Origin of the sequence: Priestia sp. FSL H7-0729 (assembly GCF_038005685.1) — a bacterium.
Lineage (GTDB): Bacteria > Bacillota > Bacilli > Paenibacillales > Paenibacillaceae > Paenibacillus.
In genome coordinates this window covers 87,852-114,298 of sequence record NZ_JBBOTQ010000013.1, presented here as the reverse complement: position 1 = coordinate 114,298, position 26,447 = coordinate 87,852, and the positions used below count along the sequence as shown (strand labels likewise).

The 26,447-nt window shown below is 46.1% G+C and carries 27 protein-coding genes; 1 reads left to right on the top strand and 26 read right to left on the bottom strand.

The window, feature by feature from the left end; translation table 11 throughout:
- Positions 1-110 precede the first annotated feature (110 nt).
- Complete coding sequence (locus MHH93_RS23230) at positions 111-629, top strand: MogA/MoaB family molybdenum cofactor biosynthesis protein (protein ID WP_500055946.1); 519 nt, start codon at positions 111-113, stop codon at positions 627-629.
- 68 nt (positions 630-697) lie between these two features.
- Here the strand turns inward: MHH93_RS23230 and MHH93_RS23225 are convergent, their stop codons facing one another.
- The 26 genes from MHH93_RS23225 to yfmF all read right to left on the bottom strand — a co-directional run bounded on the left by MHH93_RS23225 (position 698) and on the right by yfmF (position 26,382).
- Entirely contained in the window at positions 698-1,252 is a 555-nt protein-coding gene (locus MHH93_RS23225; RefSeq protein WP_500055945.1) for a hypothetical protein, read from the bottom strand.
- Between the two features lie 74 nt (positions 1,253-1,326).
- Entirely contained in the window at positions 1,327-2,346 is a 1,020-nt protein-coding gene (locus MHH93_RS23220) for an oxidoreductase (protein WP_500055944.1), read from the bottom strand.
- 80 nt (positions 2,347-2,426) lie between these two features.
- On the bottom strand, positions 2,427-3,080 hold the full coding sequence (locus MHH93_RS23215; protein WP_500055943.1) for a hypothetical protein: 654 nt from the start codon (positions 3,078-3,080) through the stop codon (positions 2,427-2,429).
- Positions 3,081-3,462: 382 nt separating this feature from the next.
- Positions 3,463-4,917 carry a nicotinate phosphoribosyltransferase gene (locus MHH93_RS23210; RefSeq protein WP_500055942.1) on the bottom strand — a complete coding sequence of 485 codons (1,455 nt, stop codon included), beginning with the start codon at positions 4,915-4,917 and terminating at the stop codon, positions 3,463-3,465.
- A gap of 198 nt (positions 4,918-5,115) precedes the next feature.
- Complete coding sequence (locus MHH93_RS23205) at positions 5,116-5,673, bottom strand: cysteine hydrolase family protein (protein ID WP_500055941.1); 558 nt, start codon at positions 5,671-5,673, stop codon at positions 5,116-5,118.
- Between the two features lie 67 nt (positions 5,674-5,740).
- A complete protein-coding gene (locus MHH93_RS23200) occupies positions 5,741-6,544 on the bottom strand; it encodes an NUDIX hydrolase (RefSeq protein ID WP_500055940.1) in 804 nt (267 codons plus the stop codon).
- Between the two features lie 77 nt (positions 6,545-6,621).
- Complete coding sequence (locus MHH93_RS23195) at positions 6,622-7,026, bottom strand: PaaI family thioesterase (protein WP_500055939.1); 405 nt, start codon at positions 7,024-7,026, stop codon at positions 6,622-6,624.
- Positions 7,027-7,351: 325 nt separating this feature from the next.
- Positions 7,352-7,765, bottom strand: coding sequence for a YlbF/YmcA family competence regulator (locus MHH93_RS23190; RefSeq protein ID WP_440390155.1), 414 nt, complete (start codon positions 7,763-7,765; stop codon positions 7,352-7,354).
- 300 nt (positions 7,766-8,065) lie between these two features.
- On the bottom strand, positions 8,066-9,622 hold the full coding sequence (gene miaB, locus MHH93_RS23185) for a tRNA (N6-isopentenyl adenosine(37)-C2)-methylthiotransferase MiaB (protein WP_500055938.1): 1,557 nt from the start codon (positions 9,620-9,622) through the stop codon (positions 8,066-8,068).
- Positions 9,623-9,939: 317 nt separating this feature from the next.
- The gene (gene pduL, locus MHH93_RS23180; protein ID WP_053783855.1) at positions 9,940-10,512 is read right to left on the bottom strand and encodes a phosphate propanoyltransferase; all 573 of its coding nucleotides are present in this window, start codon (positions 10,510-10,512) and stop codon (positions 9,940-9,942) included.
- Positions 10,513-10,711: 199 nt separating this feature from the next.
- On the bottom strand, positions 10,712-11,701 hold the full coding sequence (locus MHH93_RS23175; RefSeq protein ID WP_500055937.1) for a dipeptidase: 990 nt from the start codon (positions 11,699-11,701) through the stop codon (positions 10,712-10,714).
- A gap of 85 nt (positions 11,702-11,786) precedes the next feature.
- Positions 11,787-12,047 carry a stage V sporulation protein S gene (locus MHH93_RS23170; protein ID WP_007430104.1) on the bottom strand — a complete coding sequence of 87 codons (261 nt, stop codon included), beginning with the start codon at positions 12,045-12,047 and terminating at the stop codon, positions 11,787-11,789.
- A gap of 117 nt (positions 12,048-12,164) precedes the next feature.
- Positions 12,165-12,959: a TIGR00282 family metallophosphoesterase gene (locus MHH93_RS23165; RefSeq protein WP_145146946.1), complete on the bottom strand. Its 795-nt coding sequence runs from the start codon at positions 12,957-12,959 to the stop codon at positions 12,165-12,167.
- A 214-nt stretch (positions 12,960-13,173) separates the two neighbouring features.
- Entirely contained in the window at positions 13,174-14,715 is a 1,542-nt protein-coding gene (rny, locus tag MHH93_RS23160; protein ID WP_036609258.1) for a ribonuclease Y, read from the bottom strand.
- Between the two features lie 310 nt (positions 14,716-15,025).
- Entirely contained in the window at positions 15,026-15,763 is a 738-nt protein-coding gene (locus tag MHH93_RS23155) for a regulatory protein RecX (RefSeq protein ID WP_500055936.1), read from the bottom strand.
- Positions 15,764-16,062: 299 nt separating this feature from the next.
- Entirely contained in the window at positions 16,063-17,127 is a 1,065-nt protein-coding gene (recA, locus tag MHH93_RS23150) for a recombinase RecA (protein ID WP_062833851.1), read from the bottom strand.
- A 243-nt stretch (positions 17,128-17,370) separates the two neighbouring features.
- The gene (locus tag MHH93_RS23145; protein ID WP_091017238.1) at positions 17,371-18,627 is read right to left on the bottom strand and encodes a competence/damage-inducible protein A; all 1,257 of its coding nucleotides are present in this window, start codon (positions 18,625-18,627) and stop codon (positions 17,371-17,373) included.
- A gap of 108 nt (positions 18,628-18,735) precedes the next feature.
- Positions 18,736-19,323 carry a CDP-diacylglycerol--glycerol-3-phosphate 3-phosphatidyltransferase gene (gene pgsA, locus MHH93_RS23140; RefSeq protein ID WP_062833849.1) on the bottom strand — a complete coding sequence of 196 codons (588 nt, stop codon included), beginning with the start codon at positions 19,321-19,323 and terminating at the stop codon, positions 18,736-18,738.
- Positions 19,324-19,643: 320 nt separating this feature from the next.
- Positions 19,644-20,135, bottom strand: coding sequence for a YajQ family cyclic di-GMP-binding protein (locus MHH93_RS23135; protein WP_017689115.1), 492 nt, complete (start codon positions 20,133-20,135; stop codon positions 19,644-19,646).
- 154 nt (positions 20,136-20,289) lie between these two features.
- The gene (locus MHH93_RS23130; RefSeq protein WP_017689116.1) at positions 20,290-20,460 is read right to left on the bottom strand and encodes a hypothetical protein; all 171 of its coding nucleotides are present in this window, start codon (positions 20,458-20,460) and stop codon (positions 20,290-20,292) included.
- A gap of 67 nt (positions 20,461-20,527) precedes the next feature.
- Positions 20,528-21,586 carry a helix-turn-helix domain-containing protein gene (locus MHH93_RS23125; RefSeq protein WP_500055935.1) on the bottom strand — a complete coding sequence of 353 codons (1,059 nt, stop codon included), beginning with the start codon at positions 21,584-21,586 and terminating at the stop codon, positions 20,528-20,530.
- A 66-nt stretch (positions 21,587-21,652) separates the two neighbouring features.
- A complete protein-coding gene (locus MHH93_RS23120; protein WP_036609270.1) occupies positions 21,653-22,420 on the bottom strand; it encodes a DUF3388 domain-containing protein in 768 nt (255 codons plus the stop codon).
- Positions 22,421-22,617: 197 nt separating this feature from the next.
- Positions 22,618-22,881 (bottom strand): DUF3243 domain-containing protein, encoded by a 264-nt coding sequence (locus tag MHH93_RS23115; RefSeq protein WP_017689119.1) that lies wholly within the window; start codon positions 22,879-22,881, stop codon positions 22,618-22,620.
- A 162-nt stretch (positions 22,882-23,043) separates the two neighbouring features.
- Positions 23,044-23,814 (bottom strand): elongation factor P 5-aminopentanone reductase, encoded by a 771-nt coding sequence (gene ymfI, locus MHH93_RS23110; protein ID WP_253433898.1) that lies wholly within the window; start codon positions 23,812-23,814, stop codon positions 23,044-23,046.
- 1 nt (position 23,815) lies between these two features.
- Positions 23,816-25,096: an EF-P 5-aminopentanol modification-associated protein YfmH gene (gene yfmH / locus MHH93_RS23105; protein ID WP_500055934.1), complete on the bottom strand. Its 1,281-nt coding sequence runs from the start codon at positions 25,094-25,096 to the stop codon at positions 23,816-23,818.
- Positions 25,097-25,101: 5 nt separating this feature from the next.
- Positions 25,102-26,382, bottom strand: a complete 1,281-nt coding sequence (gene yfmF, locus MHH93_RS23100) for an EF-P 5-aminopentanol modification-associated protein YfmF (RefSeq protein ID WP_500055933.1) — start codon at positions 26,380-26,382, stop codon at positions 25,102-25,104.
- Positions 26,383-26,447: the final 65 nt, after the last annotated feature.

Sequence of the window (26,447 nt, the reverse complement as noted above, 5' to 3'; positions counted from 1 at the left end):
ACCATCCCGCATTCGTTATGCAATCATGTTCAATTCTTCCCCAGTACATTGCCTGATGCTAACGGATGGTCTATGCTATGAGGAACATGTTGATTGAAGGAGGAAGTTTCATGACTAATTCAGTGGAACAACATCGCCAGGAAGCTCCGACCACGGTATCGTGCATGATTGTTACAGTGTCTGACACGCGCACCAAAGACACCGATACCAGTGGTCAGCTCATGCATCAGCTTCTGAGTGAAGCAGGTTATCAGATTGTTGAATATATCATCACACCAGACGAAACGGAGAACATTCGAAGCATCCTGCAAGATGCAACTGTTCGTGATGATGTCGAAGCCGTGCTGCTCAGCGGCGGAACAGGAATTGCACCCCGAGATACAACTTACGAAGCAGTATCCTCACTACTCGACAAGGAACTCCCGGGTTTCGGTGAGATCTTCCGTTTTCTCAGCTACACCGAGGATATCGGTTCCGCTGCCATCCTGAGCAGAGCCGTCGCTGGAACAATCGGACGCACAGCGGTATTCTCCATGCCGGGTTCCAAAGGTGCCGTCAAGTTGGCCATGGAAAAACTCATTTTGCCTGAACTGCGGCATGTCATGCGTGAAATATATAAACCCGTCTGAAAGATCAGACGGGTTTTTCGGGTTTATTTTCAGCTGTATGGTAAATTACGAAGGGGATCTCGCTCTACTTACCTTAGTTGCCCCAGCACATGTTGGAACACCTGCATAACATCCTGTTCATACTTGTCCTTTTCCCCACCAGAAGCTGTATATACGAGTGAGACGTCCCCTTTGCTGCGAATCGTTGTCCGGCCAAGCGCATTCTCCAAGACAGCCTCATCCCGATTCTCACTATACATTTGTTTCATGCTCGCAGCCCGGGTAGCTGCATCACTGAAAATATGAACTTTCACAATGTGTCTGCCACTTCCATTCAACAAATACATATAAGAAATCCCACCATGGCCGTCATCGGCCGTCATATTATTCATCAGCTGAATGCCTTTTGCTTCAAAACTCTTACTGATCTCACTTGCTAATTCACCATTTAATCCGTGTCCTTGACTCTGTGCTCGCACATTTCCTTCATCTGTCGCTTCGCGGGTGTAGACCTTCCGCTCCTGCTCAATGGAGGATGCCGAACAAGCCGTCAGGGACCAGACGCTCGTGAGCAATACGCCACTTACAAGTACCGATTTCATTGTTCCGCGAAACAGATTTCGCACTTTTCTTCCAAACCACATGCCAATCCTTCCTTTCTAGCCACATGTACTGTGACCCAATCAGGTAGAATTAGCATGTCTAAGGACTTGGAATCTTATGCGGATGGCAGGTCTGATATCGTATTGACCACAGTCCGACCTACTGCACCACCTTGGAGTATCGTCTCCAGCGTATGAGGCAACTGGTTTAGAGAAATTTCGCGGATTCCCAATTCCAGCGCTCTCTCCGGTTTCCATTCTCCCCCGAGCAGTTTCCATACCCGCTCTCGCCGTTCCATAGGACAATAGACAGAGTCTATACCAATAAGCTGGATGCCACGCAAAATAAATGGAAGTACCGTCGATTCAAAAGCTGTGCCTCCAGTTAACCCGGATACCGCAACCGCTCCTCCGTATTGAATCTGTTTCAATCGTTCCGCGAGAGCTGGGCCTCCTGTTGGATCAACAACGCCTGCCCACAGCTGTTTCCCCATGGCTCCTTTAGCTGGAGCATCAGCTTGTTCACGAGTAATCACCTCTGTGGCTCCCAAGTTTCGGAGTAATGACTCCTCCTGATCCTTCTTGCCTGTGCTGGCTGTTACTTCAAAACCGAGTTTCGCCAGAATCGCAACGGCCATAGTTCCAACGCCACCTGTTGCACCCGTAACCAGAACTTTACCCATATCCGGTGTAACTCCAGCTTGCAGAAGCGCATCTACCGAAAGTGCAGCCGTGAATCCTGCGGTTCCAATCGCCATGGCTTCTTTCTCACTGAGACCCGGCGGCAGCGGCACCAGCCATTCACTGCGCAGACGAGCATACTCGCTGTACCCTCCGTAATGGGATACGCCCGGTTCGAACCCTGTACTGATCACCCGATCTCCTGGTGCAAAACGTCCACTTACGGACTCCTCTACCGTTCCGGCTAGATCGATTCCCGGTATCATCGGGTATTCACGAACGACACCACCCTTTTCAAGCGTCGCGAGTCCGTCTTTATAATTGACACTGGAATATTGCACCTGTACCGTTACATCTCCGTTTGGCAGATCTTCCTGCTTTAGTTGTTCTATGGAAGCTTTCACTCCGCCCTGTTCTTCTTTACGGACAACATATGCGTTAAACTGGTTTTTCATCGATAGCCACTCCTTCTTCGGATTTTATATATTTTTCCATTAAGCACATGAATTGTTCGCATTCAGGCTTAACGTAATGATCAAGCTCTGTCTCTCCTGAGCGTCAACAGATAGATTAGTGGACCCACTATGGGAATAATGCCTGCCGCGGCCCAAGCTGGTGAACGTCGACTGCCTTTGGCATCCCTGTATATCGCAATCACGGAAAGCAAGGTCAACAGCACAAAATCAATCGTCATGATATGTACAAAGGAAGATTGTTTGAACGCGTCCATATATACATCCGGATGACCTTGCATCACGGCATAAAATGTTGTCCCCAGCATTAACAGCAGTAGAACTACATGCGTCAGTTTGTGAGCCGCTACCCTTGCAATTCCCGATTCCCGCTGACGACCAAAATGCAAGCTTGTATAACCCGAAGCTCTATTTGCGGATGATGACCAGACATAGTAGGGAAGCAGCGCAAAAGCACCTAGTCCAAAAGAAAGCAAAACAAAAGGCCAAGCCGGTACACGTGCACCTCGTTCTTTCACAGATGTTCTTAACAGCATACAGGCATAAACTGCCGGGAAAATACCTAACCACGAAAACACAGTAAGTAACCAAGGCTCTTTGCTTTGCATGGTGATTAGTTCTTTGAATATCGGATCACTTCCAGGTGATTGCCCCGGTGCCAACAACAATGCATAGGCAATAAAAGCGATCCAGATCAGACCCAATATCCATCTCATGTCTGCACCTCCTCTTACTTTCATCCCCTACAGCTATGGGATTGAATCAATAGTTGCAGAATTTGGCGTCTCCTGCGCTTTCCCGAGAAATAATGACTGCTATTCCCTACAACTTCTTGAATTGCTGATGACCATTATCAGTATAGCCTGCTACCTTGGCGGTCTGTCCATGAGATTTCTTACATACGTGTCCATGTCATCGGATCATATAAAAAATGTCTATCGACATAATTTCTGAAGGCAGACCGCGTTTAGCTGAAATTTTGCTTGTAAGCATCGAATCGTTCAAGCTTCGCTAAACACGTATACATTCCATGATCATCAAAAAGGCATAAGCCAGTATTCTTACTGGCTATGCCTCATTGTCATTCTTGAGTTTAGATCATTCCTCTGTGGATTTCACATGTTCCGCAATGAGTTTCTGCTTCATATTCCATGCCGCAGGGCTGATGTTCACACGGTAGATCTCCGGGTTAAGCTTACGTTGGTATTCAGGCCAGAACAGGTTCATCTGCTCCCGATGGTACGCCCGAATCTCATCCAGATTAGGCAGCTCATACACTTTGCGCCCGTTCACAAAGATCGGCTCCAGCATATTTACCGCTTCGTAGCGGGTAACGGTCTTTTTCAGGTAAGGGTGTAGCGGGTTGAACAGCTTGAGAGGTCCGCCCTGTAGCGGCTGCTCTTCATCGGGATAGCAGATATAATCTGCAATCGCTTTTCCATGTTTCGGATCAATAATCCGGAACACTTCCTTTTTACCAGGAGTGGACACCTTTTCGGGATTGGCAGATATTTTGATCGTAGGCAGCATAGCACCGTCCACTTCACGCTCCACCAATTTGTATACGCCACCCAAAGATGGCTGGTCAGAAGCCGTAATCAACTGTGTACCGACACCCCATGTATCAATCCGTGCTCCCTGAGCCTTCAGGTTGAAAATCGTATTTTCATCCAAATCATTGGATGCTACAATTTTCACATAATCCAGACCAGCCTCATCCAGCATCTGACGTGCCTGAATGGACAAGTACGCGAGGTCACCACTGTCCAGACGAATCGCATTCATCTTTTTACCTTGGCTCTCCAACTTCTTGGCTGTCTTAATGGCATGAGGTACACCACTGTTCAACGTGTCAAAGGTATCGACCAACAGTGTAACCTGATCAGGCAACACTTTGGCATACACGTCAAACGCCTCCTGTTCACTCATAAAGCTCTGTACCCAGGAATGGGCATGTGTGCCTGCTGTTGGGATTCCGAAGCGCTCACCAGCCAGCATGTTGGACGTTGCATGGAAGCCTGCTACATACGAGGCACGTGCGCCCCAGATGGCAGCATCGGCTTCCTGTGCACGCCGTGTACCGAATTCGAGCAACGTATCCTGTTGGGCTACCTGTTTGATCCGCGAAGCCTTGGTTGCAATCAACGTCTGATAATTCATGAAGTTAAGTATCGCCGTCTCCACCAATTGTGTCTCCATGATGGAGCCTTCTACCCGAATGAGCGGTTCGTCAGGGAAAACAATGGCCCCCTCTTTCATGGAATGAATCGTCCCCTGAAATGAAAACTGGAGCAATTCTTCCAGAAAGACCGGATCGTAATTTTCCTCTTGTTTGGATAAAAATTTGATGTCGTCCATCGTAAACCGAAGCTGGCTGATATAGTTCACAATCCGTTCCAATCCGGCAAATACCGCATATCCGTTACCAAAAGGAAGCTTACGGAAATAGGCCTCAAATACCGCCTTCCGCTTTTGCGTACCATTCACCCAATGGGCGTACATCATATTGATCTGATATTTATCCGTATGTAAAGCCAGGCTAGTTGTCTGCATTTGTCTCATCCTCTCTGACTTCCGCTCGCGCCCACAGATTAAGTCTGTGGACGCGGGTTAACATATGGAGACTTATTCTTCATGATTCTGTTCATCCGTATTAAACAAACAAGTCTCCCGCAAAAAAACACTATACACCATTCACCACATTCATCCGGTTCCTAACAGGAGGTCAGGCAAACAGGATTTTCGATTAGATCAAGCAAGGACGGTCTCACTCGCCTTAACTACCGAAGCACCCAGGCTGGAACGAAAATGTCCAAGCGCCCACTCATGTCCTGCCGGATTGAAACTGGCAACGGCATCTTCATATACCGTAATATGAAAACCTTTATTGTAAGCATCCACAGCGGTATGCAATATGCAAATATCCGTGCATACCCCAATGAGTGCTATATCCGTAATGCCACGTGCACGCAGTCTGAGTTCCAGATCGGTCCCACAGAATGCACTATATCTCGTTTTATCCATCCACTGAATATCGGTTTTCCGTTCTTCCATCACTCGGGCAAGACGACCATATAACTGTCTTCCCTCCGTATTTCTGATGTTATGAGGTGGAAAAAGTACAGTCTCCGGATGATACGGATCATTTTCCTCGTGCAGATCCACGGCCATGATTACTTCATGTTTGTTCTTACAATAGGCCTCGGTTACAGCTGCAATCGTCTCTTCGATCTCTACTGCCGGCTGACCTACAGGTAAAGAACCTGTCACAAAATCCTGCGTAAAATCAATCACAATCAGTGCTTTCATCGTCAACACTCCTTTAGTCCAGAAATGGTTGATCCTGATTCAATCCGATTGACACATCTACACTTTATTACGTATAGATGGACAGGCGTGGTACGAGTTCTGTAAAACGATATAGCTGCGCCGGACGCTGCGAGTACTGGTTGGAACTCACCAAGTTCCCCTCTTCATCCCTTACTTCTTCCACAATGCCTTTGCGACTGCGGGTAGACGTAATCTTGCGAATGAAGTTTGGTTCTTCAAAATCCGGTACAACACTTTGAATAACCTGATATAATTCACTTAATGTAAAATCACGTGGCAGAAACTGACGAGCGATCGTTGTTTCCAGCATCTGCTGTTGAATACGCCGATAAGCATCTTCGATAATGGTTCTGTGATCAAAGGCCAGTTCCAGTTCTTGCAACGCCTCTTGAATGGTGAACAGTCCAACATCCTCAGCATCATCTGCTGCTTGTCGTTGATCCAGCATCCATTCTTCCACAAGCGCGAAAAATGCATGAGAGATAATCCAGCCCCTCGGGTCACGACCCGGCTGACTGTATACATTCAAGTACTCCAGATGTCCACCGTCAACCCCTGTCTCTTCCATCAGCTCACGCTTTGCTGCACCGTAGATGGATTCATTCTCCTGACAAAAACCACCGGGTAATGCCCAACTGCCTGCAAAAGGCCAGCCTTTGCGCTTGATCAGCATCACTTTCAATTCCCGAATGGGAAGTGTCTTCGTCACCGTCTTGCGCTCCCGCTTGGTCAAAGTGAACATAACAATATCCGCAGGAACACCATCGGGTGTACGATATTTTTTGGAACTATAGGCACGTGCTGCTTGTTCGTCACTCTCTGCATTGAAGTGTTCGTAGTTTTCGTTCATGGGCACCACCGACTATTTTCATTTTGATAATTTCATTATGACATAATAATATCTTTTGTCAACTCCGGGATTCATGCTTACGTTCTCGGACGTGCTATGCGGAATGTCGCCGTAGCCATGCATCCCAACGTGCCTGATGTATCACGAACCTCCGATTGCGTCGTAACACTTCGTCCAGCCTGATGTAATACTGTAGCCGTCACCGTTAATTCCCCTTGTTTCATCGGTGCCAGAAAATGTACATTCAGATTCGTTGTCACACAGCCATCTACTTCCATTGCTGCTGTTGCGACCATCCCCATCGCCTGGTCCATCAGTGAAGTCAATACACCCCCATGAATAATCCCCATGGAGTTGGTATGATGTTCACCTGCTGTCAACGCGATCTGTACTTCTTTGCCATCTCCTTTAATATATCGACATCCGAGAAATCCCCAGAATCGTCCGTCTCCGTCTTCAACCATTTTGTCCAAAATGCTCATTATTCATTTCTCCTTTATTCACTGTACGTATCATGCTCTCTTGATGTCAGATTCCTTTATCATTCAAAATCAGCGCGCCACACAAAATAACCCCACAGCGTGGAGCTTTGCTTGGAATGATATTCCGAGTACTTGGCGATAGCCACTTCACGTTAAGAATTATGCAATGTAAGAAAAGCTTCTGATCGAAGCCTTATCGATGATGCCACATTCATGGTTTAGCAGTTGCTTTTCTTGCGATTATCGAATCCTTCAGCTCCGCTGAACACTTATAATTTTATAATCGTCAAAAAAGGCGCGGACAGCGTCCGCACCCTTCCGTCATTTAACCGCAACTGGTCGGAGGTGAATCCGTTCCAGCCTCCACGTTTACTTTTTCGGAAACCGTATCCCGGATTACAGAGATCACTAACTGAAGCAAGTAGTTGATGTCGCTCTGGCTCTGCTGGAATTCCGTAACCAATGGAATACTGTCCAGTTCGCTTTGCAGATCTTCAATCTCCTGTTCAATTTTGTTGACCATCTCCACATTTTTGAAGCTTTCAAAAGCAACGATTTCTTTTTGTTTCTTCTTGATCGTTGCAATCAACTGCTGGATGCGCTCATGATCACGAATTTTGGTTTCAGCCTGTTGGAACTGTCTAACTTCCTCACTCGTTCCGAGCATATCAGCCAATTCTTTGGCTTTTCCCATAATGTCGTCGCGTATGACCAGATTGCGCGTATCGTAGGTAGGCATTCCGTAATGGTTGTACTGCACTTCTTCCTGCGCCACTGAAATCGCTCCATTCTATGAGATGATATAAGATGAATAATGGATGTTGCACTAAGCTAAGTTGACTGCTGAGTGACCGCTGCGGTGTCGGATCGTTCTTTTGATCGCTGTTGTCTCCAAATTTTTTCGATTGAACATATTCAAGGTTAAAATTCGGAGACAAAGGCGCACGCTTCGCTTCTACAGAATCGATTCCGTCACCTTCGCTACGCTCGGCCGTAACCCGCTAAGTGCAAAAAATGATTCATCTTATTAGTGTGTGTATTACTGATTGGCAGCTACCGGCTCAGAGAGCAGGTTGCCCCGAATATAAAAAGTCATCGGATCGGTGATTTCCACTTGTACGAAAGTACCGATCAACTCTTTGGGTCCTTCAAAATGCACCAGCTTGTTGCTGCGCGTACGTCCTGCCAGAACTTCGGAATTTCGTTTGCTCTCGCCTTCAACGAGCACTTCAACGACTTTGCCGCGTTGCTCTTGATTGCTCCGGTGGCTATATTCGTTGATCGTTTCGTTCAAGCGCTTCAAACGTTCCTTCTTCACTTCCATCGGTACGTTGTCTTCCATCACCGCAGCCGGTGTACCTTCACGCGGGGAATAAATAAAGGTATAGGCAAAATCATACCCTACTTCACGGACAAGGGAAAGTGTATCTTCAAACTGTTCTTCCGTTTCCCCCGGAAAACCAACAATAATATCCGTTGTCAACACGACATCCGGGATGGCCTTTTTAATTTTGTCAGCCAGGTTCAGATAGTGTTCCCGGCTATACTTGCGGCTCATACGTTTGAGTACTTCCGAACTGCCAGATTGCACAGGAAGATGAATGTGCTCTACCAGATTTCCGCCTTTGGCCAGCACTTCAATCAATCGATCATCAAAGTCACGTGGGTGACTGGTTGTAAATCGTACTCGCGGAATATCAATTTGGCGAATGTCATCCATCAGGTCACCAAAGCTGTAGTTCAGGTCGGTGAAGTCCTTGCCGTACGCATTGACATTTTGACCAAGCAAAGTGATCTCCTTAAAGCCTTGCCGTGCCAAATCCCTAACTTCGGCAATGACATCTTCCGGACGACGGCTGCGTTCTTTGCCCCGCGTAAACGGAACGATGCAATATGTACAGAACTTGTCGCAGCCATACATAATGTTCACCCAGCCGCGCATACCCTCACGTTTCTTCGGCAGGTTCTCAATAATGTCGCCTTCCTTGGACCATACCTCAACAACCATTTCTTTGCTGAACAGTGCTTCCTGGATCAAATGTGGCAGACGATGCACATTATGTGTTCCGAAGATCATATCCACAAAACCATGCTTCTGCATGATTCGATTGACAACGCCTTCTTCTTGGGACATACACCCGCATACGCCAAGTAACAAACCCGGACGTTCGAGTTTTAGCGTTTTCAGGTGACCCAGCTCACCAAATACTTTATCTTCCGCATTTTCTCGTATGGCACATGTATTGAGCAGAATAATATCAGACTCTTTGCGATCCTCTGTAGCCTGATATCCCATTGATTCAAGGAGTCCTTTGATGGTCTCTGAGTCATGCTCGTTCATCTGACATCCATACGTATATACAATATAATGTTTGCCTTTCCCTATGTTTTTCAGTTCATCGGGAACGGCATTTTCGTAAAGCACCTGGACGTCTTCCTTGCCCCGCTGTTTCTCCTGACGATGATTGGGTTCCGACTTGATGTTAATCTCACGGCCCCGGATTCTTATCTTTTTGCTGAATTCATCTTGCGAAATTACTTTGGCGTCGGAAAAATCAAAATATTGGGAGTAATCCTTTTTTGAGTCTTTAGCCATTTCCTTCGGTCACTCCTTACAGCCTCTATTAATAAAAAATCGTTCATTCATCCCTGTTCCACGTGAATTTCTTGCCGGGAACATTAAAAGAGCATTACAGCAAATTATAGCATGAATTGGGCTGTAGTTCCACATTCAAACCGCATGTCCCTTCGTCTAATCCGAAACATGCCATGCTCAGAAGAACCCTCAGAAAACACACAAAAACCTGAGCCTTGCCAGCAGGGCTGGAATTAATCGGCCCTGGTTGGCTGTGCTCAGGTTTATACGTTATTCAGACCGCCTAAATTGGCTGCTGAAGAAGCTATTACATAATCTTAATCGATGATCTCAGCAGTGTCGCCATTACGAGCGCCAGCAGCGTTAGCTTCATCTGTATCAATATGCATGTCCAGTGCGAAAGAATCGGATACACGAGCCAGTACATTTTCCAGTACCAGACCACGATCTCCACCGAGGCGAACTTTCAGCAATTGTTTGTCTTCAATACCCCATTTAGCAGCATCAGAAGTATGGAAGTGGATGTGACGAGCAGCAACGATAACACCTTTATCAATTGTAACTTCGCCAGCAGGGCCTTTAATCGTAATTCCCGGTGTACCTTCAATGCTTCCAGATTCACGTACAGGTGCTTTAACACCAATCGCAAATGAATCCGTCATGGAGATCTCCAGTTGCGTTTCAGGACGAACAGGTCCAAGGATACGCACTTTATCAAACTGTCCTTTCGAACCAATGACCGCTACAGTTTCGTTAGCAGCGTATTGGCCAGGCTGGGACAGAGGTTTAAATTCAGTCAGTTCATAACCTTTGCCAAACAAAATTTCAACGTGCTCTTGGGATACATGAATGTGACGGGCAGATACGCCCACAGGTACTGTTTTGCTCATTGTAAATTTCACTCCTTGTTTATCTATGGCCTGTACTCAGGCTCTTAACAATCCAATGGTATTATACCCCTTTTTGGAGTGAAATGAAAACGAACTGGTGAAAATTCATGAAATACACTTATTTCACCATCATTCCACTCCTTAATTTGGAAAGTAAACTTTAATTCAGTATATTTGGCCCCATGTGTATTTCACTATATCACGGAGCCTTCTTTATCTTCGAATTACTCTCTGGCAAGTGTTCCCCTAGATAACTCATTGCATTCCCCCACAACCAGCCCCGTACTAATTGTTCATCATAATGCTTGAGCAAGATCTCCGTCAGTCTCGGGTAATGTCCAGAGTGTTCAAGCCTCTGGATATACGTTGAAATCCCATCAAAATCAGATCCCATCATCAGGTGGTGCTGCCCGCCCAAAGAGCAGATCTGCTCGATATGAGGTAGCAGGTTTTCTATAAGCACTTCCCCCTCCTGTTTAACAAACCAGGGTACAAACGTCAGTCCAATCCGCCCTTCCCGGGCAATGATGGCCTGAATCTGGTCATCTTTCAGATTACGCACATGAGGACATACGCTATAGCTGTTCGAGTGGGAGGCGATAATAGGACGCTTGCTCAAGTCAGCCAGTTCCCAGAAACCTTTTTCCGTCAAATGTGACACATCTAACAGCATTCCGATTTCATTACACTGGCGCACCAGTTCTTTCCCCTTCTCGGTCAGACCTGCTCCACGCTTCTCCATGACTCCGTCCGCTGCCCAATTGGCATAATTCCACGTTAGTCCAATGATTCGAACGCCCATCTGATAACACAACTCCAGATAGAACAGGTTGCCCTCCAGACCATCCACACCCTCCAATGTGATTAAACCCCATGGCCCCTCTTTTTGCCCCACCTGAGCCACCTGGTCACGCCACAACAACGTCTGTGTGCCCTCGGCCCGCTCCTGACTTCTCTCGACACGTCCACGATAAATCTCCAACTGCCCCATCACATGTTCAAACTTACCTCTGCCAAGTACTTCGGGTAGATAGATGGCGAACGCCTGCAACCCTACCTTCCCTTCTTTCAAGCGTTGCAAATTCACATCCAGTTCTGGAGCATCTTCAAAAGAAAGAGCAGGCTGCATCAAAATTTTGCTCAATGCATCACAGTGAAAATCAGCTACACGCCAATCCGACTTGGACATGGGTAACCCTCCTCCAAATTTTATTACAAAAAAACGCAAAAAAACCTGTCTACATCGTAAACAGGTTCAATGCATGCTACATGTATTATCGGGGCTCCACAATCAGCTTAATGGCCGTTCGGTCCTCGCCGTCGATCACAATGTCTGTAAAAGCTGGAATACAAATCAGGTCAACTCCGCTTGGTGCTACAAATCCCCGGGCTATCGCTACCGCTTTGATGGCTTGGTTCAGTGCTCCCGCTCCAATTGCCTGCAGTTCAGCATTTCCACGTTCACGAAGAACCCCTGCAAGAGCGCCGGCTACAGAATTAGGATTGGACTTTGCTGAAACTTTTAATACATCCATGGTAAGTACCTCCCTGGGAATGTTGAAAGTTTGTTTCCACTTACTAGATGTTATTCGCGGGAGGCAAAAAAATTCCTTCTTTTTAGACGGGTTTCCCTGCAAAATGGGACAATACCCCTATTCCATGCGCCACTCGTCCTCCATCAGACGAATTTTTTCGATGCGTGTTGCCGCACCTGTAGCTTCATCAATTTCAACAAACACACCATGGAAATGCCATTTGCCATCATCCACAACGAAACGCACCGGTAGCTGGGTGTAGAACTTACGAAGCACAGCCTCACGCTCCATACCCAATATGCCGTCACGCGGCCCTACCATGCCCGCATCCGTCAAGTAAGCCGTTCCTCCAGGCAAAATACGATCATCGTTACTCTGTACATGCGTATGTGTACCTACAACGAGCGACGCACGTCCATCCAGATGCCATCCCATGGCAATCTTCTCCGACGTTGCTTCAGCATGCATATCGACCAGAATACATTTATAGTCTTGGCGCAGTTCATCTACAATTTCATCAGCTACACGGAATGGACAATCCAGAGCAGGCAGGAACGTTCTTCCTTGCAAATTGACAATTGCCAGTTCTTTTCCTTCGCCTTTGACAACCGTGTACCCTCGACCGGGTGTGCCTGGTGGAAAGTTCGCTGGACGAATCATGCGCGGTTCATCATCTATAAAATCAAAAATATCCTTATTGTCCCAAGTATGATTACCAAGTGTAATACCATGTACGCCCCAGTTGAAAAATTCATTCGCGATCGCACCGGTAATGCCGCGACCTGCTGCCGCATTTTCACCATTCACAATCACCACGTGTGGCTTATACTTCGATTTCAGGTACGGTAGATTTTCCTTTAACGCCTTACGTCCCACGTTGCCTACAATGTCACCAATAAACAAAACTTTCACTGATTACTGCCTCCTCAATTCCTGCAAAGTTCTCTTTTTCAAATGTTGAACCTTTGCAGGACTCTATCTCTTGTTCCATGATGTGTATTTATACAAAAGCCTTTGATCGAATATGGAATTCAGTCGAATAAGCTTAGCCTCTTTTTGAACATACACTTTAAGAGGCTATCAAAAGGAAAAGTGGCCACTACTGCGGCCACTTTTCCGTATTGCTCTATTTTGCGTATTCAACCGCACGGGTTTCCCGGATGACGGTGACTTTGATGTGACCCGGATAGTCGAGTTCATTCTCAATCATCTTCGTGATGTCACGGGCGAGGCGGAAGGCTTCAGCATCATCGATCTTCTCAGGCTGAACCATAACACGAACTTCGCGTCCGGCCTGAATGGCATACGATTTCTCGACACCTTCGAAAGATTCTGAAATCTCTTCCAGCTTCTCCAGTCGTTTGATATACGTTTCCAGTGTTTCGCGGCGTGCGCCTGGTCTTGCTGCGGAGAGTGCATCTGCTGCACCAACCAACATGGCAATGACCGAAGTCGCTTCGCAATCTCCGTGATGGGACGCGATACTGTTGATTACAACCGGATGTTCTTTGTATTTCTTCGCCAGTTCCACGCCAATTTCGACGTGTGATCCTTCCACTTCGTGATCCAGCGCTTTACCGATGTCATGCAATAGACCTGCACGTCTTGCCAGAGTTACGTCTTCTCCGAGTTCGCCAGCCATCAGTCCAGCCAGATAAGCGACTTCCATCGAATGTTTCAAGACGTTCTGACCGTAACTTGTACGGAACTTCAACCGGCCCAAAATTTTGATCAGATCCGGATGCAGACCATGCACGCCCACTTCAAAGGTAGCTTGCTCACCGTATTCACGGATGCGCTCATCCACTTCTTTGCGGGATTTCTCAACCATCTCTTCAATCCGTGCCGGGTGAATACGTCCATCTGCCACCAGTTTCTCCAGGGCAGTACGGGCGATCTCACGGCGAATCGGGTCAAAGCCCGACAGAATAACAGCTTCTGGCGTATCATCGATAATGAGGTCAATCCCTGTAAGGGTTTCAAGCGCACGGATGTTACGTCCTTCACGACCGATAATCCGGCCTTTCATTTCTTCATTTGGCAGGGTAACAACAGATACCGTTGTTTCCGCTACGTGGTCAGCCGCACAACGTTGGATGGCGAGTGTAATAATCTCGCGGGACTTTTTGTCCGCTTCTTCCTTCGCTTGTTGTTCAATGTCCTTGATCATTTGAGCCGTCTCATGACGAACTTCCTGTTCTACGTTGGACAGTATGATACTGCGTGCGTCTTCCATGGTGAGGTTGGATATACGTTCCAACTCCGTCACCTGGTTTTTGTAGATCATTTCGATCTGCTGCTGTGTCTCATCAATTCGTTTCTCTTTGTTAGCCACTTGCTCTTCTTTACGTTCGAGTGATTCCAATTTTTTATCCAGCGACTCTTCTTTTTGCAACAATCGTCTTTCTTGTCGTTGAATTTCGTTCCGACGTTCACGAGTGTCTTTTTCAGCTTCAGCACGAATGCGATGGATTTCATCCTTCGCTTCCAGCACCGTTTCTTTCTTCAGTGCTTCTGCCTCTTTCTTCGCGTTCTCCACGATTTGTACGGCAGCTTGTTCCGCACTAGAGATTTTAGCCTCTGCAAGAGATTTGCGAATAAAATATCCTACTCCGAACCCAATGATTAGCGCGGCCACAACGAGAGCGATCGTGATTGCAGGATTCATACTGTTCACCTCCTCGTTGGTTCCTCCAAGGCATTCCTTGGGTTAATTTGCAGTTTTCAAACCTTACATATGTTTGGGAATAACGAATACTCACGGCGATCCCCCGCCGATTTTCATTTCACATGTACATGTTTCCACGTACTATTCACTGTTTCCAGCGAACCCATAATTAAGAATGGTATAAATCTTAAGAAACCGAAACCGCTTTTTTGGAAGGAAAAAGGGTTGTCCATTTCTTACAGACTCATGTCCATTTTAGTATTTGACGAAAGAAATTGTCAAGAGAATGCAGTATAGAGACTCCAGTCTGCTAATCCCATAACAACGCTTCGTCCTCTTCAGAGTCCATAGCCTCATCTTCTTCAATTAAACAATTCACGACGCGGCGCACCATATCCATTGAAAAACCACGTCTCATCAAGAAGGGAAGCGTTTTATTTTTCTTCTCTTTGACGTCCCCTTTGACCTGATTCCATTTTTTGCGTCCGGCACTCAAAGCAGTCTCAAATTCTGCATCCGTACTGACACTTTCCAGTACTTCAGCAATGAGATCATTGGCAATGCCCTTTTGACGCAGCTCTTGCCTTATCCACAGTTTTCCCTTCCGCTTGCCCTCCATACGCTGTCTTGTCCATTCCTTTGCAAATAGGTCGTCATCCACCAGCTTCTCCCGCTCAAGTCGATCCAGCGTCTCTTCAATTAGAGGTGCAGCAAACTCCTTCTGACGAAGTTTCTGACTTAATTCATGGCGCGTACGCGGCTTATGCTCCAAAAAGCGCAGAGACTGTGCATACGTCCGCTGTCGCTCGTCAGCTACAATGATTTCTTCCAGATCCTTCTTCATAAAGGTATTGCCTTGAGTCATCCTGTATTTAATCATCACATCTTCAAGTACCGTAATGGAGTGGATGCCAAAATTGATTCGATAACGAGCTTGCCTGTGCTTCGTTCGTTCTACACGTGTAATAACAAGTTCTTCGTTGTCCGGAAATTGGGATAGGCCATCCTGTTCTGCTTCTTCATATAAATCCTCGTCATGTTGATCCATTCAGGTCTCCCCTTTCACATCATTTTCATTCTGACTACGCCATGCACATCTTCACATAAGACAGAGAACACTAATAATACAAAAGGCCGGGAAGTCAGCCCGGCCTTTATCTCCACAGTTATCTCTGGCAGTCAGCGTGCCAACAGCCCCTGTCCATTGGGACAGGGGCTGTTGGACACCGAGAGCACTCCCACCATAATTCCTTATCCAAATCGAGCTAACCTCAATCAGGCAAGTTTACGGAGTCCAGAGGGCAACGCCCCCCGGCCCCTCCCCATAAGGGGAGGGTTTTGGGACGATTACTCGTTGATTTCAAACAATTCTTGTTCTTCTTCTGCTTCTTTTTGTTGCTCTTCACTAGTTGGCGCAGGAACTGCGGTAGTCAAGTTACTAGCTACCCGAATTTTTTGCTCAATGATTTCAGCAATATCTTTATGCTCTTTCATGAACTGCTTCGCGTTCTCACGGCCTTGTCCTAAACGCTCACCTTCGTAAGAGTACCAAGCACCACTTTTATTAACGATGTCCAGCTCAGTACCAATATCAATGATACTGCCTTCTCTCGAAATACCCTCGCCATACATGATATCCACTTCCGCTTGTTTAAACGGAGGTGCCACTTTGTTTTTCACGACTTTAATACGAGTACGGTTACCAATCATGTCATTACCTGATTTGATGCTCTCAATACGACGCACATCCAGACGTACAGTAGAATAGAACTTCAGAGCACGACCACCAGGTGTTGTTTCCGGGTTACCAAACATCACGCCGACTTTCTCACGAAGCTGGTTAATGAAGATTGCAATTGTTTTGGATTTGCTAATTGCACCAGACAATTTACGCAGCGCCTGAGACATCAAACGTGCTTGCAAACCAACGTGTGAATCACCCATTTCGCCTTCAATCTCTGCTTTTGGAACCAATGCAGCTACAGAGTCAATAACGACGATATCTACTGCACCACTGCGTACAAGAGCTTCTGCAATTTCCAGCCCTTGCTCACCCGTATCTGGCTGAGATAAAAGCAATTCGTCAATGTTAACGCCCAATTTGCTTGCATATTGAGGATCAAGAGCATGCTCGGCATCGATAAATGCTGCTTGTCCACCAACACGTTGTACTTCAGCAATCGCATGCAATGCGACAGTTGTTTTACCTGAAGATTCAGGTCCATATATTTCAACAATACGGCCTTTAGGCAAGCCGCCTGTTCCTAATGCAATATCCAAAGCCAAGGAACCGCTGGGAATAATTTCCACATTCATATGAGTGGACTCACCCAGTTTCATGATGGATCCTTTACCAAATTGCTTCTCTATTTGACGGAGCGCCATATCAAGCGCGGCACGACGGTCTGACAATAAGCTCACACCCTTTACTGTTTATAAGATAATGATACCTTGTTTTAACACGTTTGCCAAGCTTTTTTTCGAACATACATTCGTTTTTTTTGTAAAGGCCGAGGCGCCTCTTCCTCAAAGAAACTTTCCATTAAACAGAAAAAAGAACCGTAAACAAGGCTGTAAAGCCTAATTCTACGGTTCTTCCGTCTTCATTAATTATACCTGCTTGGAGTTCCAAATGCAATCGAAGCAATTAACTAATCAATCCATTGCCACAAGTTTTTGCCATAGACGATAGAGAATTGCTTTGGCTGAACGAATACGAACCGTCTCGCGATTACCATTAATACGCAGCTCATGGATTTCCGTCTCTTTTCCACGTTCAGCAAGAGCGATGAAGACAAGTCCAGGCGGTTTGCGTTCCGAATACCCCGGTCCAGCTACACCGGTTACAGCCAGGCCAAAATCAGCATCGCCAATCATACGGATCTGCTCAGCAAGCACTTTTGCAACCTCCGGACTTACCGCCCCAGGCGCATCTTCACCTTCCAGATAATCATGAGGCACATTCAGCAACTTTTCTTTGATTTCATTGGAGTAACATACGATTCCACCTTTGAGCATTGAGGCACTTCCGGGTACAGAAGTCAGACTTTGCATGACAAGCCCTCCTGTACAGCTCTCAGCCGCGCTAAGTGTTAGCCCCATGTCAGACATCATGGTTACAATCGTATACTCTATAGGCACATCCTCGTTGGCGTAGAGATGTTCTGTCAAACGCTCCCGAATCTGAACCTCCATCGCATCCAGCTTCAGCTTCGCCTCTCCCTCACTCGCAGCCTTGGTGGAGACACGTACCGTAACTTCACCTTCGCTCGCGTAAGGAGCAATCGTAGGGTCTGTCTGTGCGTCAATTAGATCCAGCAGTCGATCCTCTAGAGCAGATTCACCAATGCCTGCGAATTTGAGCATTCGGGAATAGATCGGCATCTCTTCTGTGAGTACATGCTGGAACAGCCAAGGCTTGACTTCCTGTTCAAACATTGGAATTAGCTCTTTAGGAGGTCCAGGCATCACAACATAATACTTATCATTATCAGAGATCGCATTTCCCGCCGCAAGGCCCGTTTCATTAGCCAGAGGTGTGCCACCATCAATAACAATCGCCTGACGTCGGTTATTCTCTGTCATGTCCACATTACGATCTCTGAAAAAGCTCTCAATTTTGTCCATAGCCATTCGATCTGTATGCAGTTTTCGGTTAAGCACAGCTGCAAGAGCATCCTTGGTCAGATCATCTTGGGTAGGTCCGATGCCACCGGAAAATAAAATAACGTCTGCACGGCCCTGCGCAATGCGAATAGCTTCACTCAGTCGATTCAGGTTATCCCCAACCACCGTTTGGAAATATACATCGATCCCCATCGCAGCCAATTCACGGGATAGGTATCTGGCATTGGTATTGACGATTTGTCCAAGCAGTAGCTCTGTGCCAACTGCAATAATTTCTGCCTTCATTGAGCATCCTCCTGTACATGTGGTGAGTGATCAAAGGGCAATAGGATAATTTCCTATTGCCCTTGACCCAATGCTTCCTTCATAATTACCCATTTGTAGAACCAACTATTATGCTTTTGTTAAATGAAGCAGGTTTTTGTTTTTGATAAAATAATCGATACCCGACCAGATGGTAATAAGCGCTGCTGCCCATACGGCGATGATATCGACGTGAATACCCGTGTATGAAAACGGGAAATTGTTCAGCAGTAACAGCACAATCGCCACAATCTGAACTACCGTCTTCAGCTTGCCCCAAGCACTGGCGGCAACAACCGAACCATCCAGCAATGCAATTTGGCGCAAGCCGGTAACTGCAAATTCACGACTAATGATAACAACTGCAATCCAGGAATCCAGTTTGCCCATCTCCACAAGCGAGATCAAAACTGCAGTAACCAATAGCTTGTCTGCGAGTGGATCGAGCAGTTTTCCCAGATTGGTAACCATGTTATTTTTCCGCGCAAGGTATCCGTCGATTCCATCTGTGCTTGCGGCGATGATAAAAATAACAGCAGCAATCAGTTGATTATACGGAAGCGAAAAGCTTCCAAGCTGCAACGGCTCTGGATAAAATGGAAAATCCACGAGCAGGAACACCATCAAAAAAGGGATTAAGCAAATTCGTGCAAGCGTAATCCGGTTGGGTAAATTCACAAGACGCCCTCCCTCATATCCTCCATTACTCCAAACAATCATCATAATCCCGTTATCATCATCCGGAACATGAAATGTACAGTTTCAATGTCAATCCGTATTAACATGATCCCACTATGTAGAAACGCAAAAAATAAAGTCAACCGCTCAAAAGCAAAACCGCTTTAAACGTTCCGGTGACTTCCAGAAGATGTACTGCTTTTCACAAAGTCAGCAAACGATGAGGACTGGACTTGATGCATGACTGCCAGCAATGCACACTTAGTATAATATACGCCTAATACCATGTCAAAAAACACTTCTGCTATAAGAAGGTCTTATTACTTGAAATTTGTATATTGTAAATCCAGAGGCAGGTTGGCACCATTTAACAGCTGCATGACTGCTTGCAAATCATTTTTACTCTTACCCGTTACCCGTAGCTGGTCTCCCTGAATCTGACTCTTCACTTTCATCTTGGAATCACGAATCAGTATATTGATTTTTTTGGCGATGTCCTGATCAATCCCCTGTTTAAAATTCAAACGCTGGCGGACAGTACCAGAAGATGCCGGCTCTACCTTTGCGTAATCAATGTTTTTCAATGGTAGACCACGCTTCGCCATTTTGGATTGAAGTACGTCAATGACAGCCTTAAGTTTGGTCTCATCATCAGATACGATCGTTAACGCATCCTTATCCAGTTTCAGACTGCTCTTGCTGCCCTTGAAGTCATAACGAGTGCCAATTTCCTTCTCGGTTTGTGTAACGGCATTTGTCAGTTCCTGCAAGTCCATTTTGGACACGATATCAAATGAATTTTCTGAACTCAAAACAGTCACCCTTTCAGTTAATCATATGTTCTGTAACATTATAGAGGATACCTCAAGCAAAAGTCTAATTTCAAGCTAGTTTACACAAAGAAAAAAGCATTTTTGGCTTCCACTTGAGATGGCTGCCAAAAATGCTTGCTGGTCCAGCTTCCAACTAATAGCGGCTGCGGTTGGGCTGTCTGAACATATCGAGCACACCCAAAAGCACATGTGCAAGTCCAAAACCCAATATTCCGTAACCCCAAGCACTTGGAGTCAGGTAATAACCCAGGAGGCTGACAATGATCCCTAAACCCGTTACGATCCAGCTGACTGTCACAGCCATCCACCTCACTTCACCAAAAGTTAACTGCAAGTTAAGACACGATTATTGTCTCCTGTAGTTGACCCGGTTATTCGCTACCTGTGGTGCCTCCTGTACCGTCCGTTGATCCATTTTCAACACCTGTGGAGGAAGTAGTGCTACTACTGTCTTCACCAAGCTTCAAACGGATCCGATTGGTTGCCTTGCCATCTGTTACAACTTGCCCGCCAACCTCAATCGTGGTCGCTGCAGCGTAACCGGACTTAATATACATGCCTGCACTATCCAGCTCAAAGGTATAGCTGTCGCCTTCGGCTGTATTACCATACTCCAACTTCTCTCCGCTGGAGTTCTCGCCCTTATACACTTCCAGCCAGCTATTTCCTGAGGCTTTGATCGTAACCGTTACAGGTTTCCCAGCACTTCCGTTAACTTTAAAGTTCGTAATATTGCCTGATTTTCCATCTTCTGCAACCGTTACAGCAGACGGCGAATTGTCTGTCGGTTCCTGATTTTCTCCCGTCTGTCCGTCCGTCTGTCCATCCGTTTGACCATCAGTTTGGCCATCCGTTTGTCCTTCTGTATCTGTACCGCCACCGTTGCCACCAGCGTCGCCTTCACCCGTACCCTCAGCGCCTGAGTCTGTTGCAGGCGGATTAGATGCCTGTCCGTTGTCGACAGATTGATCCGGTTTATCTTCAGGCTTTTGTTGACTGTCTGTAATTTTGACCGAATCAAGACCCTGATTATCTGTTTCATCACCATTGTTATACACCACGTATACATACAACAGAACTACGATCAAAACAGGGAATGTCCACATCAGCGCGACGGACATCCATCGATTACTACGCTCAACCGGACGGCTAGAACGCTTCTGTATAACCGGTTCCATCGTTGCTTCCGCCTCTTCTGCCGGTACGTCTTTTTTGTGTCCCTCCAGCAGCTCATCAGGGTTCAGTCCCACGGTCTCCGCATAGGTTTTAATGAAAGCACGCACATAGAAGCTACCTGGAAGCACTTTATAGTCTCCTGCTTCTATGGCCTCCAGATACCTCTTGCGAATTTTTGTCATTTCCTGTACATCGTCAAGACTCATCCCTTTTTGCAGCCGGGCCTCTCTTAACTGCTGACCCAGTTCAGACATGCTATCTCCTCCTTATGTTTATCTCATCAGTTGTTGCTAATCTATTCCATGATTCCGTACGGAGCCTTACAGTTCGTCGGTGTAGCTTGCCGTAAACGTATCATAAATAATTTCTTCATTTGGAATATTGCGCAATTCAATAATAATGTCAAAATCATTAAAATCATATTCGGATTCCTGCACAAAAATATCCGGATGTTCGATAACCTTGGTGCTAGGCATAGACATAATATCCTGCAACAGGTTGTAATGCCGCTCACTGGAACGAATCGTACTTACAATTCCGTCAATGATGAAAACATTGTTCGGGTTCAATTCGTCTTCGGACATTTGACTTCTTATCGTCTGACGAAGAAGTGTGGAGGAAACAAACGTCCATCGCTTCATCGCACATACGCTGCCCGCAATAATGGACTCCGTTTTACCAACACGAGGCATTCCGCGCAAACCGATAACCTGATTGCCTTCCCTCTTAAATACTTCACCCAAAAAGTCCACAAGTAACCCAAGTTCATCTCGTGTGAAACGAAATGTTTTGCGATCATCCGAGTCACGGTCAATGTATCTGCCATGACGCACGGCCAGAATATCCACCAATTTAGGTTGACGCAAAGCCGATACGGTGATGCTGTTGACTTTGCCAAGCATTTCACCAAGCAAACGGATTTTTTCATCATCATCCGATTCAAGCAGCATGCCTCGAGTTTTGCCTTCCACACCATTAATGGTCAATATATTCACTTCAAGCATCCCCAGCATAGAGGCAATGTCGCCTAATAAACCGGGTCTGTTCTTATGTATTTTATATTCCATGTACCATTGTTTAGATTCCATTTCAACACCCCGTAATGCATTATTCCACATTATTCGACAGCAACAGAACGTGTCCGCTGGACAACAATCTGAGACATCTTCTAAAAATGGGTCACGTTAATGATATATAAAATGAAAATGAATTACAAGAACCGCTCTGTAATCCGTTTGTAATCATTAGAGAAAAGCCCCCTTGCGGGAGCTCTTCATCTGTAATCTTATGCGTTTTGTTTGGCCAATTTGACCATCAGGCACGCAATCGTACGACGCTCATCTGCATCGCCGACATCCCATAACTCTTTCAATGCCCGGTTGGAATGATTCGCCGGATCGACTTTCTCATCAAGGAAGTCGCCGATTTCATACGCAAGTTTGTTGATGGTTTCTTCACTCATCCCCATCTTCTCTGCTTGCAGTACGCGGTCACCCAGGAACTTCTTCCATGTGTCAAAACTGGAGAGCACTGTTTTTTCTGTTGACATGATAAATCCTCCTTAGATAACGCATGAGATTTAAAATCAACAGTTGTAATATGTGCTTTCGAGACACTTTATATACGAGCATGTTGAAAATAATCTGGAAGACGCCTGCTTCTCGGCAACCTTCACCTGTTTCGTTCATAGTCACTCAAGTTTCTTGCTTTTTTAAGTTAACCAACCGCCATTTGGACTGATAATCTGCCCATTGATATAACCCGATTCAGGGAGGGCCAGAAAATAAACCAATGATGAGATTTCATCAGGTTGAGCAAGTCTTCCTGCCGGAATTTCCTCTTCCAGCATCTTCAGTTCACTCTGATCCAGATGGTTCAGCATGGATGTCTGAACGGCGCCAGGAGCAACGGCATTTACGGTTACTCCGGAAGGGGCGAGTTCTTTAGCAAGCGCTTTGGTGAATGCATTCACCCCACCCTTGGTTGTGGAATACAACACCTCACAAGAAGCACCAGACAGTCCCCAGATCGATGATACATTAATGATTCGGCCATACCTTTGAGAGATCATGTGAGGCATCATTTCCTGTGTACACATAAACGTGCCTTTGAGATTGATGGCCATCACTTCATCCCATATTTCCTCTGTAACATCAGACAACATCCCATAATGCGAGATTCCTGCATTGTTCACGAGGATATCTGGCATGAGATTGTGTGACTCCAGCTTCTCACGCATACGCTCAATCTGTTCCCGGCTGCGAAGATCCGCAGACACAGTCATGATTCTCCCACTGCCCTGTTCCATGCACCGTCTGGCGGCTTCATTCGCTGCTTCATGCGATTTCATATAGTGTATAACAACATTCATTCCCACTCTGGCGAAACGTTCTGCGATAGCCGCTCCGATTCCACCACTTGCTCCAGTTACCAGTACAGTCATTTCCCCAATTGCCTTCAATTGTCCCGTTCCCCTCTCCATATCAAGGACTCACGACTAGCGATACAGCCAGTTGATCCCAGCGAATATGCTCTCTCAGTCTGAGATTTACATCTTCCAGTGTAATCGATTCATAGAGCGGAAGCATATTGAAGAAATCACCGCCACGGAATTGCTGACGTGTAAATTCATGCGCAATGTTCTCAGGAGAGTTGAGCATGCGCAAATATCCGCCTATTTTCTTTTTGCGTGCACGTTCAAAATCTGTGGATTCGAACCCTTTTTCTACAATGGCATCCACTTCTTCACGTATACGCGCGAGCAGTTGGTCCGGGTCTTTCGTATCACCACCAATGGCTGAAAACGAGTATTGTGGCGAACTGTTATACTCATGTCCAAAACTGTCAGAGATCAGATCTTCATCATAGAGCTTCTGAAATAATCGTGTGCTTGAGCCAAACAAAAGATCCATCATCAGCTGCGTTGTCATATCCCGCCGTAACAATTTTTCTCCGGTGAGTCCAACGTCCGTCTCTTTGAATCCAAACAGACATTTGGGCAGTGAGACAGCCAGTTTCGATTCTCGTCTGGCCTCTCCTACCTGCTCTGGCTCCGGTTCGAAGAAACGTTCGATACTCCCCTGTGGCTTATAATCCTTCTGTTCCTGGTTCGAACGAACCATATCTATGACTTCCTGTGGATCTACACCACCTACCACGAATAAGAGCATATTACTCGGGTGATAGAAGGTGTTATAGCACTCATACAACATCTCTTTGGTGATCGTACGGATGGATTCCACCGTTCCGGCAATATCGATATGCACCGGATGTTTCTGATACATGGCTTCGATCAATCCAAAATAAACACGCCAATCCGGATTGTCAGCATACATGTCAATTTCTTGCCCAATAATCCCTTTTTCCTTTTCCACATTTTGATCCGTGAAGTAAGGATTTTGCACAAAGTCAACTAATGTTTGTATATTTTCATTCAAATATTCGGTCGCTGAAAACAAATAAACTGTCTGATCAAAGCTCGTAAATGCGTTAGCTGAAGCACCGTGAGACGCAAATGTTGCAAAAATATCGCCTGTTGGTTCTTCAAACATTTTGTGCTCCAGGAAATGGGCAATTCCATCCGGAACCTTCACGGCTTCCTGTCCTTCAACCTGAAAATGATTATCCACCGATCCATACTTGGTCGCAAACGTAGCATACGTTTTCTGGAATCCCAGTTTAGGCAAAATATAGACATGCAGTCCGTTATCCATTACTTCGTAATATAGTGTCTCCTGCAAATGCTCATACCGAATGCTCTCCACCGATATTATTCCTCCTTCTCGTCCCGCAAGAAATAAATCGTATCCAGACGGAACTGTTCTGCCGCCTCACGAACATCTTCCTTGCTGATCTGTTCTACCTGAGTCAACAGTTCTTCAGCCGTTCTCTCCTTGCCAGACAACTGTCGATTGAAGTCATAAGCGATCATTTCAAAAGCAGAATCCTGCATTTCCTTAAGCAGGTTACGAATCATCGCTTTGGTTTGGGACATTTCAAGATCACTGATCGTTCCACTTCTCATTTCTTCCAACTGTTGTTTGATGATGGTAACGGCCTTCTCATAATTAGGGATTTCAATCCCGGATTGAATGGTGGCAATGCCCTTATGTCCGTCATATCTCGAAGACGCGTAATACGCCAGGCTTTCTTTTTCACGAACATTTACAAACAGTTTGGAATGAGGATAACCACCGAGTATCCCGTTGTACATTAGTGCTGCTGCGTACTGAGGATCTCCATAAGTGATAGATGTACGGAGTCCCATATTGAGTTTTCCCTGACTCACATTCAGTCGCTCGACAACAGTCTCTACTTCCTTATCTCCTCGAACTGCAGCCTGTGTCTGATAATCCGAGGAAGACGTTCGATCTACATTGAAATGACGTTGAACAAGGTTCTCCACCTCTTCAAGTGTCGTATCCCCTACCACGTACAGATCCATACTCGCCTGTTGCAACCACTCCTGGTAAGACGCAGTCAGTGTGTCAGGCTCAATCCCGGGCAGATCCTTTCGCTCACCCAGTGGATGAAGGCGGTACGGTTCGTTCTTGCACATCTCCTCAATACTACGTTCAGCGGCATAGCGCATTTTATCATTAACGATAGACTCCAGCTTTTTGCGAACCGTCTCTCGCTCTGCTTGTACATAAGACGTTCTGAAATGTCCATTCTCCTGTGCAGGTCGGGTAAGAACCTCTCCAAGGAAGGCAAATGAACGATCCAGCAGCTGTTCATCTCCTCCAACAAACGAATCATTAATGGTATCCATTCGAAACTGTACAATCTGATAATCGCCGCGTTTGTAGACGTCAAAACCAAAACCGGCTCCGTACAGATGCTCCAATTGCTCACGGAATTGCGTTGTTTCCGGATAGGTCTCCGTCCCGCGTCGCAGAACAAAAGGTGTCAGCGCTACTTTGGTTACTGTATCTTCTCGTAAGGGAACGCCTGCATAAAGCGATATAGCAAACGTTTTAAATCGTTTAGTCGGAAGCACATGTATACGAAACGCTCTCTTGCTACCTCGTTCGAATCCTGATGTATTCAAATGTCAAAACCCCTTTACGGCGTCATTTGTCATGCAATCGTATGAAGATAAACGTAACAACCATT